This window comes from Pseudovibrio sp. POLY-S9, assembly GCF_001431305.1.
GTDB lineage: Bacteria > Pseudomonadota > Alphaproteobacteria > Rhizobiales > Stappiaceae > Pseudovibrio.
Genome location: NZ_LCWX01000243.1, coordinates 198,875 through 209,134 on the forward strand (window position 1 = coordinate 198,875; position 10,260 = coordinate 209,134).

Here is a 10,260-nt window from a genome sequence, read left to right on the forward strand (position 1 = left end):
GGCAAATCCTCTACCACCGATCCGGTGATAGGTACACCAAATGAGCATGCATTCGAGGTAGCTTACACAGCTCTATTGTCGAATCTTAGGCATGCAGAGCGTCACGGTGTGCAGGTGGATTGGGAACCTGACCTCGAAACTCTTCTTGAAATGGAAGCGTTTATGAACAGTGCGCCTAGTGCCCCGTTAGAAGCTGTTGCTATGCAACTTTATCGCTTGGGACTTTATCCGACACCGCGTTTTGCCCCGGCTCACCGGGTCGCATTGTCACTGTACTGTCTAACTTATCGAGCTTGGTGTCTGTTCCATCAAGCACAATTAAAAGCAGTTGAGGCAAAGCCTACTGCGTGGATCGTTCCCATTGAAGACACAACCCTTGAGTTGACTGATGGCCCGCTTGCTTTGAGTGAGCTGGCGTTGCGCTCCCGTCCTCGTTGATCAACGAGGCAACTTGCCGCCGGGAGTTCGCTTCCGGCGGTCCTTTCTCTCATAGAATAAGTGCGGTTTGCTGTGAAACCAAAATACAATCATGCGGGGATCGTTGGAATTCGTGCCCAGTTTCAGGATGCGAAGAACCAACTCGAAGACAGCACCGGCATTAGCGATCCGGAACCAAATATCTCACGCGATGGAATTCAAGCTGGCAAGTGGGATGGGGCACCTCATGACAACATGCCTCCAGCTTGCCCGGTCAAGGTTTTGGGGCACAATGGAAATGTGACCTACTGCGTGTCTGCTACAGGGCAGATGCATGAAATTGAAAAGTGGGATCATGCCACGATCGTTCGCCTGTTTGCTCCGCAGGTGAACTTTGCTTATTGGGCTTGGCCAGGCTTTAGCGCAGGCGGCAAAGATAGTGATGGCCAGCCTCTGCCGCCAGTGGTCAAGAGACTTGAGCGAGACAAGGTTTCAACCTGTTTGATCCAGGAAGGTGCACGTAGAGGGCTGTTCGATCCTAAGAACCGCGTGCGCGGGCGCGGTGGTTGGAAGGCTGCAAATGATGAGTTCATCTGGAACTCTGGTGAATGGCTGTGGTCAGTAGACAAACAAGGGCAGCTGCAGCGGGCGCGACCTGGTGTTATGGACGGGGATCTATACACCCGGCTCCCAGATGTAACGCAGCCTTGGGCTGAGCCTGTAAAGGTTGAAGATACGCCAGCTACTCGGATCCTTGAGGATCTCAAGAGCTGGAACTGGGAGCGTCCGTTCCTGGATCCCATTCTTTTTCTTGGTTGGATTGCCTGCTCGCTTATGGGTGGGGCTTTAGAGTGGCGTCCTATTGTGTTCACAACAGGTGGTGCCGGCGTTGGAAAATCAACCTTGCACCGCATTGTGCAAGCCATTTTAGAAGATACGTTGCACGCGCTTGTCGATACGACGAGCGCAGGTATCTACCAGCATGTGAAGGCTGATAGTTTGCCGGTCACGGTTGACGAGCTGGAGGCTAAGAAAGGCTCCAGTAAGGCAACGAGTATTATTGAGCTGGCCCGATTGGCAAGCTCTGGCGGTAAGATGGCGCGCGGTGGTGCTAGTCACGAAGGTACTGTTTTCCAAGCTCGCAGCTGCTTTATGTTTTCCGCAATTCTTCCCCCGCCCATGGGTGTCCAGGACAAAACGCGTATGGCGATTTTGAACCTGAAGCGCCTGGACAAAACTCTTGGCCGGGAACCTGTCATTCATGATGTAGATGGGCGGATGTTGTTGCGCCAGATCATGGATAACTGGTCTGAGTTTTTGAGCCGGATCCTGCCGGACTGGAAGCAGACATTGCATGTGGCCGGTTTTGATAGCCGCGCGATGGATACCTATGGAACGCTTCTGGCTGCAGCTGAAATGCTGGTTGGTGCTGATGTGTTGGAAGAGAACGGGCTTGAAGTCTCTGACCAGAAGCGACTTGCTGAAGTCATCAGGCATGCAACAAGCCTGGAACGTTCTGAGCAAGTGGAGAAGTGGCAGGAATGCGTCGAGCATTTGCTCAACTCTCCGATCGACTTCCACCGCGGCGGTGAGAAAGCAACTGTGGGATCTACGATTGATCAATACGAAAAGAAAGATCTGGATCTGAAGTTTGCGCAACAGCGCTTGGGACTTGCGGGCCTTGGATTGCGGAAAGAGGGCAATCCAGGACAGGGCGCATGCCTTGCAATTCCTTCCCAACACCCGGCGCTCAATAAGATCTTCCAGGAGACGGACTTCTTTGAGGGCGGTTGGTCGCTGATCCTCAAGCAGGCGCCAACAGATGTGGTGCTGCGCGGCCTGGAGACAAAGTTTCACAACGTCAAGATCCAACGCACAACCAAGCGGTGTTTGCTGCTGGATCTGAAAGCTTATGACGATCTGACACAGGGAGAAACAGAATGAGTGAGCAACAGCCAGTACCAGTAGACAAGCTGGAAAGCATGACAGGGGAGGCACGAGGCAAAGCAATTCTGGAGCTGGCGCGTGCGGCGAGTTCCGGGAAAGCACGAGCCAGAAGTTGCTTTCTGTTTTCAGCAATTCTTCCTCCGCCTGCAAGTTTTGAAGGTGGTTCAAGCTCGGGAGAAGTGGAATGAACACTGATCTGAAAGCCTTGCTGAAGGTTGCGAAGCAGCTCAATGCAGCGGACTGGGTCTATCCGCCGGATGCAACCAAGGTGCCTCGCGTTGAGCTGCGCGATGAAAGCGGGGAGGTGATCGATCATCTGATCATTGCCAAGTATGAGGATAGCGGTGCACTTGCCCTGGCGGCTGCTGTGACCCGTGCCTTTGCGAATGGGGAACTGGTGCCAGCTTCGGCTGTGACTACTCCGGACGAAACAAAGAAGAACTTCTGCGACTTTGAGACTGGTTTCCTTCTGGCGTGTCTACAGGTGGCAACAGAACATGGCGCGCCTGAGATTTCGGCTGATGTTCTTCGGAATGCTGGGATCAGTGAGCGCGCGATTGAGGCTATTGATCTGACTGATGATGACAAGATTGCGCTTGCAAATATTCGCGATGCGCGCGGGGAAGATCCGTTTGTTTCTGAAGCTGTAGTGGAGATGCATTGAGATGAAAGCCGCGCTGTTTATGAGCGAAGGGCGGACGCAAGTGGTGCTGACGCCCGAAACAGATCTTGAGAGTTTTGCTCTGAGCAAAATTGAAAAAGGTGAGAGCAAAACGAAGGTCCGGCGAGGGAGCTTCTACGCTTGCCAGGGTGGTTGGACACGGCAGGGAGCCGACGAAAATAGTCTTATCCTGGTTGTTGATGAAGAGGTGGTAAAACATGATTTATAAGCCTGATATTTGCATCTACCATGCGAACTGCGATGACGGCTTTGCTGCTGCTTGGGCCGTATGGCGCAAGTGGCCTGATGTGGAGTTCATTGCTTGCCAATATGGCAACCTCTTACCTGAGAAGGATTTCGCTGACTGCAAAGTGCTAATCGTTGATTTCTCTTTTTCAGCTGCTCTTCTTGAAGAGTTGGGGCAACGCGCAAGAAGCGTAGTTGTGCTCGACCATCACATCACGGCTGAAGTTGAGTTGGCGCGCTTCACCAAAGCCGTAGATCGCACTTATTTAACAATACAAGCCAGGATCAACGCGATCATATTCGACAGCTACGTAGTTGTAAGTTTTGATATGGAGCGCTCTGGTGCTCGGATGGCATGGGAGTTCTGTCACCCTGAGAAAGAAGTGCCTCCGTTGATCCAAGCGGTAGAAGATCGAGATCTTTGGCGTTTTGCTTTGCCTGAAACGAGGCTCGTCACGCAGTACCTTCGCTCAATCTCTCAAGACTTCGATGAGTGGAATGCAGCCTCTGAGCTGTACAACAAAGATCCTGAAACATTTCTGACAATCGCACGAGGGATAGAGCGCTATTACAACTTGCGTGTTGAGGAAATGGTGGAAGGTGCAACAGTTGAGCGCTTTGCGGATCATGAGGGCGTGCCGGTGGTGCGGGTGCCGTATGCCTTTGTTTCTGATAGCTGCCACCAGCTGCTTTCAAAGCATCCTGACGCGCCTTTTGCCGTTGCCATAGTCGAAGCTTGCGGAGGGCGGACTTGCTCTCTGAGGAGCTCTGACGAGCGAGAAGACGTTTCCAAAATTGCTAAGAAGTTCGGCGGCGGCGGTCACCGTAATGCGGCTGGCTTCCGGTTGCCGGTGTGAGGTGAGTTATGCAGACGAGTAGAGAATTTGAGACATTGTTTCCCGAACTGTCTCGGGAAGATCAGATTGCAGCAAGCAGACAACGAAATGCTAGTGCCCAGCCTGTGCTCAAAGCCTTATTGAAACCAGGTGATAAAATACGTGCGACAAAGGCGGAGTGTTGTGCTCGCGAGGCAACATTTACTTTTGCTGGCTGGGAAGGAAAGGCGATCATCTCAAAGAGCGGCTTGTTGATCGCTCCAGGCAGTGTCTACAGCATAAATGGTGAGATACAGAGGTTCTGATGAATAACTATGACTTAGCTGCAGTGAAGCCGTATGAAGCAGATCTAGCTGGTATGAAAGATGATGAGATTAAGCACGAAATTGCTTCTGTTCAAACCATGGTTGATGATGAATCGTCCTGGTTGGAGGCGTTGTGTGCGGAGCAACGTCTTAGGACGCCCGATTGGAAAAAGCATGTTCCTGAAGATGAGCGGGGCGGATTGATCGCTGAGTATGATGATGGTTCTGCAATTCTCTTCAGCAGTGCAGCTGGAGGTGCGGCTCCAAGTGGTGCCTGGTCTACTCTGACGCTCATGCAGGTTGATGCTGGTGGGGCGCATAGTTTTCGGAACTATGTAGCTTGCGGTGACTGGCACCATGGTGTGGAGGAAGAGAAATGAACCTAATGGATGCTCAATCAATCATTATCACAAGCATGATTTTGGGGATGTGCCTCGGGCTTTCGCATTACTTCGAACTGAGTGGAAATGCTTTCTATGCAGTTTTGATAGCAGGTGTTGCAGGAGGATTAATTGCTCGGACTGTCGATGTCTTCATAAAAGCATCTTGAATTTTTATCGATTGCTGCACTAACGAGAAGACCGCGCTAAAATCTCCTGAGAATCGGTTTGATCAGGAGGTTCTAGTGCGGTCTTCTTTATTGTTTATCGGCTATCAGCTCGCAGCTCTTGGGACGCTGGTTTATCTGATGTTTTTGGATGGCTATCAATACAATTGGTGGAATTGGATTGTTGCCGTTCCTATCAATTTCTTTCTTGCTGAGATCTGGCCCATTTATTGGGCGTTGCTTCATTGGATCAGTTAGCCTTGTGTGTTGGGCGGAACCATATGCTCATAGCATGGCCGGGTTACAACCTGGGGGGATCTGCAGCGGGAGCAGCGCAGCTGGCGTGCAATATGTATCACCACTGTATCACCTGGCATTGCATCCGTTGGTATGTAAGCTGTATGACTGCAGCGCTCGCAATGGGCGCGCACTGGTGCGTTGAGCTCTTTGATGTCGTCCAGCGTGACAGGTTTGTCCTGGTCAAGTTTCATTGTTATAGGCTCAAGTTGTCGGTTAACTTCAATGTTCCGTCTATCCTATTGCCGTAACCAGATCCATAGGAAGAAATGTTGCGAGCGATGAATGGCCCGCAAACTTTGTGACCTTCCAAGGGGCAGTGCCCTCCAGTAAACGAAGTGCATCCTTGTGTTTTCCTGAGCTCCAGATAGAACCTTTGAAAATCTGCCGGATCCCATGATGGCTATTGGCGACGGCCATTCCTTCGCCCTGATCATCGCAGTCAACCAGTCTGATGCCGAGAGTTGCCAGAATGCCGGAGGCTTCGAGATGGGCGTGCTGAGTTTCTTTGATCAGAGCTTCAATGCTGCGGCCGTCTCCATAGCGATAGCTGAGGAGGTGTAGAAGGCATTCGTCTGGCTCAGTTAAATGTTCCGGCTTTGGTGCCTCAGGTATTTCTGGCAGTTCTGGTGTCTTCAACCATAGCTCCCTTGCCCTCTCGGGGCCAAATAACAATCTGGCTTCCCTGACCATCTCTAATGCCTGCCTGCGCTCAGAGGGTGTTTGCTCTGGCTCTACAGTGCGTCTGGATGGATTGGTAAAGCTTCCTGTTTTGCGTATGGATGGAAGAACCTCATGGGCAATCCAGCGCTTGAAGCGTTCAGCTTCGGCCTTGCGTGAGCGAAATATCAGGCGGTACAGGCCGGGTTCGGAGACTATTGTTGCTTGCTGGTTGCCACCAAGGGTGTCCAGAGTATGGACACCCTTTTCATCGTGGTCTAGCAGATCAAGCGATGAGCGCGGATTTTTTAAGTCCAAACAGGCGCATATGTCTTTGCCTACGAACCAAGGTTCAGCCTCAACTTCCAAAACTCGAACCAGCTTGTCTTCAAAATCAAAGTTAGTGAGGGCTGTCATTGGATTGCTGCCTGTGTGTCCAGCTGATCCATGAGTTGGCTTGCGGTTTTAACGTTCTTTGTCATCGCCTCAAGCATATCAATAAGGTTGGACCTGCAGGCCAGCCATTGCTCATCACTGCTGTTCTCAGCATAGCAGGCCAGCATTTGCAAAACGAAAGACACTTCCTGAATGTTATTGAAGGTATTGTGAAAAGGAATTGTAACAGTAGACATGAAAACCTCTTGAATTTCGCCAGCTACCAAACTGGCGGGTGACCACAACGGGTTGGTAGACCGTCAAGAGAGCGGCAGGCAAAAGCCTCCCGTTGGGCCACCCATAAAAAAACAGCGCTAATAAGCGCCGTGGGCGCTCTTGAAACCGGCTACCAAACCAGACTCCACAATTTGATGGAGTGATGCTAGGCTGCTTCAAAATTTATTGAAAGTCAAGGTAGTAATGATCTTAGAAATTTTAGCCATGCTGCTTGGTACAATAAGAGGAACTCTGCGAGATCCTATTTTTGTTTTGATTTTCTTCGGCTTCGGAGTTCTTGGCTTTGTGAGTACGAGATTTGTCTTCTTTGTTGTATTTATGCTTGTTCTCTTGGGCTTTGTTATATGGTTGGATAGCCAAGTTCTTTGGAGTTTGGGGCGGAAATACAATGTGGTGTATGCGTTCTTTAGCGGATTAGCTGCGTTCGTCTGTGCAGGGGCTGCATATGTATTTGGACGAATATTTAGGCACCTCAGATCCGCATAGTAACGATGAACCGATAATGAGAAAGATTGCTGAAGGCTCGCTTATGCGGGTCTTTTTTGTGTTCTTGCATGCACTTTCCCACACCTTGAGTAGTTGAGGCATTGCCCAACGGATCACTTGCCGTTCAGCAATTATCCCGCGCCCTACTGCCTACAGCTGCCCTTTGCCCCTCTTAACAATTTTCTACCCCCGCCCGGCGGCTTAAAAGCGGCGTCCGCGCGGCGTCCTGCTGGCTTGTCGGGCCACTTCGCGGCCCTTTGGGCCAGCTGCGAGAGGCTTTACATGCGCGGACACTTGTCACGGCGAGAGGTGTGGCAGGGTGTTCTCATCTGCCGACGGGTTCGGGTGGTTATATCTGGTTGCATCTCGGTTATGTCCGATGTAACCGAAATATCTCAGTTAAAACATTAGGTTATACGGTTCGGTTATGAGTTATGCCGCTATAACCTCTCTCTCGCATGCGCGCGCGTATATATAAATAAACATATAACCATATAACCCATAACTAAAGTAGATAAGTTATTGTTTTAGCTGGCATTTGGCCGGTTATGTTTTGGTTATGCCTCCCGATTTCGGTAGGTCTGAGCATAACCAGAATAAAATAATGGGGTTTTATTCGATGGCTGGTGAAACAGGCGAAAACGGCGGAAATCAGGGGCAGCTGGAGGCACTCACGCAGGGAGAAAATGCCGCGAGCTCGGCGGTGGTGGCGGCGGATCCGTCCAGGGCGGCGAAGGTTGGAACGAAGCAGGCCGAAACCGAGGCCATGTTGAGCGACCTGGCGGAACAGATGGCGGATCAGATGGAGGAAAACCCCGATCAGCTGGACCTGATGCTAGATGAAGATCTTCCGTTGTTTGGTGGACCTGTCAAACATGTGGCGGATAAGTTGGAGCAGAGCCGGGCGCGGGGGAGGCCCAAGGGTGCCAAGAACAAAGCTAATCAGCTGTTCCGAGATAGCTTGCTGAAGATGGGTTACCAGCATCCCGGCTTGAACCTTGCGGCGATGGCGAACGCTACCCCGAAAAAGTTGGCGCAGGAGCTGAGTTGCAAACCGCTGGAGGCCATGCGATTGATCAAGGAAGCCAACGCCGAGTTGCTGCCATACTTCGAGAGCAAGCGACCAACTGAAGTTGTGATTGATGAGCGCAAGCTTGGTGTTATGATCGTGGGTGAAATGTCCACGCAGACCCAAGATGATGACGGGCTAATCGACCTCACGGCGGCACCAGCGCCAACCTAATGAAATCAATGGGTTAGCAGGCGATGCGACGTGAGACATTGAGGCGTGGTGTCTCACGGTTTGGTTAGGTCATTGATATCATTAAATAATATTGCTCCGTACGGCTGATGCAAAATCAGTCGCGCCAAACTCAAAGGGTGTTTCCTGGCGGCGCGGATCCAGCCTGGCGGATTTCCTGAGGGCCAGCGGCTTTTCGTTTCCGGTGACACGAAAATGCTGAGCAATCCGGCCAAATCGATTTCAAAAATCATTTTTGACCCGCCCCCTAGGGGTCTCTCGCCTCACTCACACGAGACTTCTGCTCGCTCTTACTCTTGAAAATGCGGTTGTATTTTCGACGTTGAAGACGGGTTTGGGTGCGGGTTAAGGGCTTGGAGGCGCGGGCGTTGGGAATTGATATCACGAAGTACAAACCACCGGGGCCGGTCGGTGCATCTTTTATCAAGAGCCGGGGGCCGATTGATATTATCATGGGGCCAGCGGGTTCAGGGAAGACCGTTTGTAGCGTGATGAAAGGTCCAACGCTAGCGACGACCTATCTACCGGTTTGTAAAGACGGGATTATTCGCGTCAAGGCGGCATTTATTCGTGATACCTACCGCGACTTTGCCAGAACGTTTCTAAGCAGTTGGTACAATACGTTTCCGGTCAATCATCCCTGGACGGTCAAGCATGAAGGTGGGCAGGACCGTCCGGTCAAGCACCATATGAAATGGAAGACCCGACGCGGCGCTGATGAGGTGATCGTTGATTTCCAGATGGAAACGGGTGCGATTGGTGATCAAAATATTGAGCAGTTCATCAAGGGATATGAGATTACCTTAGGTGCGATGAACGAGTGCGATATGCTGGATGAGCGCGTTCCTGGTCTTTTGTTCCAGCGGACAGGACGTTACCCACCGGTTGAGATGATTGCCGATAGTGAACTGGCGCGCGTTTCCAAAGATGGAATTGCCGCGTTTCAGAAGATGGGTTTGACTGTTGACGAAGGTGAAACAATCTTGCCGCGTATCGCCTGGGGAGATTGTAATCCGCCGGATATCGACAACTGGGTGCCGCGCTTTTGCGTAAAAGACAAGGTGCCGGGGTATAATTTTTACTGGCAACCTAGCGGCCTGAGCCCGCAAGCCGAAAATCGGGAGGGTAAGCCACGATCCAGCTACGAGCTTGAGGCGGCGACGCAGCCTGACCATATCACACAGCGTATGGTGCACAGCAAGTTTGGTTATGCGCAGGATGGTAAGCCGGTTTATCCTGAATTTGATCTGCAGCGACATGTCTCTGATAGTCCGCTAGAGCCTTTGCCTGGTGTGCCTCTCGGGCTTGGCCTTGATGCAGGTGGTTCGCCTGCAGGCGGCATTGTCCAGTTTCCACCCAACGGGCAAATGCGGATCCTGGCTGAGATCTGTGCTGAACCGGGTACTGGGCCATCACGCTTTGCAACCATGATTGTTGAGCTGCTTCTCTCCCGCTTTCCCGGCATTCCCATCAGTGAAGCTTTTGGTGATCCATCGGCATTTTATGGAGCAGATACGCAAAACGGTGAGCTCTCCTTCATGGAAACGGTGAGCAAGGGTATCGGTGTTCCTATCCTTCCAACAGAAAGTAACGAACCAACTTTGCGACAAGAGGCGGTGCGTTGGTATCTTGGTGCTCCCATTGAAACGGGCGTTGAGCGGATGCTTATTTGCCCGACATGCGAGGTGCTGATTGGCGGATTTGCGGCGCACTACAAGCTGACAAAGCAGGCGAGCGCAGGTGCTACCGATGTGCTTGCTGTGCAGAAGAACAAATATTCTCACCCTCATGATGGTTTGCAATACATCGCGTTGGGGCACCGTGGGCGCCAGGGCGTGATTGAGCAAGGTGCTCAAATGGGGCGTCCATCCAATGTCGTCGGGATCAGGAACGGTCGCCGCAAGCCGATCCAGCGCAGCAAAGCG

At 51.7% G+C, this 10,260-nt stretch carries 14 protein-coding genes; 11 read left to right on the top strand and 3 right to left on the bottom strand.

Annotation, left to right across the window (positions count from 1 at the left end; all coding sequences use genetic code 11):
* The 9 genes from PPL9_RS33890 to PPL9_RS32175 all read left to right on the top strand — a co-directional run.
* On the top strand, nt 1–438 hold a 438-nt coding region (locus PPL9_RS33890; protein ID WP_208989689.1), incomplete at its 5' end, for a hypothetical protein.
* Nucleotides 439–510: 72 nt separating this feature from the next.
* Nucleotides 511–2,361: a hypothetical protein gene (locus PPL9_RS28005; protein ID WP_152986849.1), complete on the top strand. Its 1,851-nt coding sequence runs from the start codon at nt 511–513 to the stop codon at nt 2,359–2,361.
* Entirely contained in the window at nt 2,358–2,552 is a 195-nt protein-coding gene (locus PPL9_RS28010) for a hypothetical protein (RefSeq protein ID WP_057465793.1), read from the top strand. Before PPL9_RS28005 ends, PPL9_RS28010 begins: the two co-directional genes overlap by 4 nt.
* Entirely contained in the window at nt 2,549–3,028 is a 480-nt protein-coding gene (locus PPL9_RS28015) for a hypothetical protein (protein WP_057465794.1), read from the top strand. Before PPL9_RS28010 ends, PPL9_RS28015 begins: the two co-directional genes overlap by 4 nt.
* A 1-nt stretch (nt 3,029) precedes the next feature.
* Nucleotides 3,030–3,254, top strand: a complete 225-nt coding sequence (locus tag PPL9_RS28020; RefSeq protein ID WP_057465795.1) for a hypothetical protein — start codon at nt 3,030–3,032, stop codon at nt 3,252–3,254.
* Nucleotides 3,244–4,128, top strand: a complete 885-nt coding sequence (locus tag PPL9_RS28025) for a DHHA1 domain-containing protein (protein ID WP_057465796.1) — start codon at nt 3,244–3,246, stop codon at nt 4,126–4,128. Before PPL9_RS28020 ends, PPL9_RS28025 begins: the two co-directional genes overlap by 11 nt.
* Before the next feature lie 283 nt (nt 4,129–4,411).
* The gene (locus tag PPL9_RS28035) at nt 4,412–4,792 is read left to right on the top strand and encodes a hypothetical protein (protein ID WP_057465798.1); all 381 of its coding nucleotides are present in this window, start codon (nt 4,412–4,414) and stop codon (nt 4,790–4,792) included.
* On the top strand, nt 4,789–4,962 hold the full coding sequence (locus PPL9_RS32625; RefSeq protein WP_161831489.1) for a hypothetical protein: 174 nt from the start codon (nt 4,789–4,791) through the stop codon (nt 4,960–4,962). The genes PPL9_RS28035 and PPL9_RS32625 overlap by 4 nt, the downstream gene beginning before the upstream one ends.
* A gap of 75 nt (nt 4,963–5,037) precedes the next feature.
* Nucleotides 5,038–5,217, top strand: a complete 180-nt coding sequence (locus tag PPL9_RS32175) for a hypothetical protein (RefSeq protein ID WP_152986850.1) — start codon at nt 5,038–5,040, stop codon at nt 5,215–5,217.
* Nucleotides 5,218–5,490: 273 nt separating this feature from the next.
* Here PPL9_RS32175 and PPL9_RS31695 read toward each other — a convergent pair whose 3' ends face one another.
* Together PPL9_RS31695 and PPL9_RS28050 are read right to left on the bottom strand one after the other, a co-directional pair.
* Complete coding sequence (locus tag PPL9_RS31695) at nt 5,491–6,333, bottom strand: Bro-N domain-containing protein (protein ID WP_082597143.1); 843 nt, start codon at nt 6,331–6,333, stop codon at nt 5,491–5,493.
* Nucleotides 6,330–6,548: a hypothetical protein gene (locus PPL9_RS28050; protein WP_057465800.1), complete on the bottom strand. Its 219-nt coding sequence runs from the start codon at nt 6,546–6,548 to the stop codon at nt 6,330–6,332. The genes PPL9_RS31695 and PPL9_RS28050 overlap by 4 nt, the downstream gene beginning before the upstream one ends.
* Before the next feature lie 1,145 nt (nt 6,549–7,693).
* On the opposite strand from PPL9_RS28050, the gene PPL9_RS28060 reads away from it, so the two are divergent.
* The gene (locus tag PPL9_RS28060; protein ID WP_057465802.1) at nt 7,694–8,317 is read left to right on the top strand and encodes a hypothetical protein; all 624 of its coding nucleotides are present in this window, start codon (nt 7,694–7,696) and stop codon (nt 8,315–8,317) included.
* A gap of 53 nt (nt 8,318–8,370) precedes the next feature.
* Here the strand turns inward: PPL9_RS28060 and PPL9_RS33895 are convergent, their stop codons facing one another.
* A complete protein-coding gene (locus PPL9_RS33895) occupies nt 8,371–8,568 on the bottom strand; it encodes a hypothetical protein (RefSeq protein ID WP_208989690.1) in 198 nt (65 codons plus the stop codon).
* Between the two features lie 135 nt (nt 8,569–8,703).
* Between PPL9_RS33895 and PPL9_RS28065 the strand changes: the two genes are divergently transcribed.
* On the top strand, nt 8,704–10,260 hold a 1,557-nt coding region (locus PPL9_RS28065), incomplete at its 3' end, for a hypothetical protein (protein WP_161831491.1).

Coding starts and splice junctions, on each gene's coding strand:
- PPL9_RS32625 (WP_161831489.1), top strand. CDS start 4,789: ATGAACCTAATGGATGCTCAATCAATCATTATCACAAGCATGATTTTG.
- PPL9_RS28035 (WP_057465798.1), top strand. CDS start 4,412: ATGAATAACTATGACTTAGCTGCAGTGAAGCCGTATGAAGCAGATCTA.
- PPL9_RS33895 (WP_208989690.1), bottom strand. CDS start 8,568: ATGATTTTTGAAATCGATTTGGCCGGATTGCTCAGCATTTTCGTGTCA.
- PPL9_RS28010 (WP_057465793.1), top strand. CDS start 2,358: ATGAGTGAGCAACAGCCAGTACCAGTAGACAAGCTGGAAAGCATGACA.
- PPL9_RS28020 (WP_057465795.1), top strand. CDS start 3,030: ATGAAAGCCGCGCTGTTTATGAGCGAAGGGCGGACGCAAGTGGTGCTG.
- PPL9_RS31695 (WP_082597143.1), bottom strand. CDS start 6,333: ATGACAGCCCTCACTAACTTTGATTTTGAAGACAAGCTGGTTCGAGTT.
- PPL9_RS28060 (WP_057465802.1), top strand. CDS start 7,694: ATGGCTGGTGAAACAGGCGAAAACGGCGGAAATCAGGGGCAGCTGGAG.
- PPL9_RS28025 (WP_057465796.1), top strand. CDS start 3,244: ATGATTTATAAGCCTGATATTTGCATCTACCATGCGAACTGCGATGAC.
- PPL9_RS28050 (WP_057465800.1), bottom strand. CDS start 6,548: ATGTCTACTGTTACAATTCCTTTTCACAATACCTTCAATAACATTCAG.
- PPL9_RS28015 (WP_057465794.1), top strand. CDS start 2,549: ATGAACACTGATCTGAAAGCCTTGCTGAAGGTTGCGAAGCAGCTCAAT.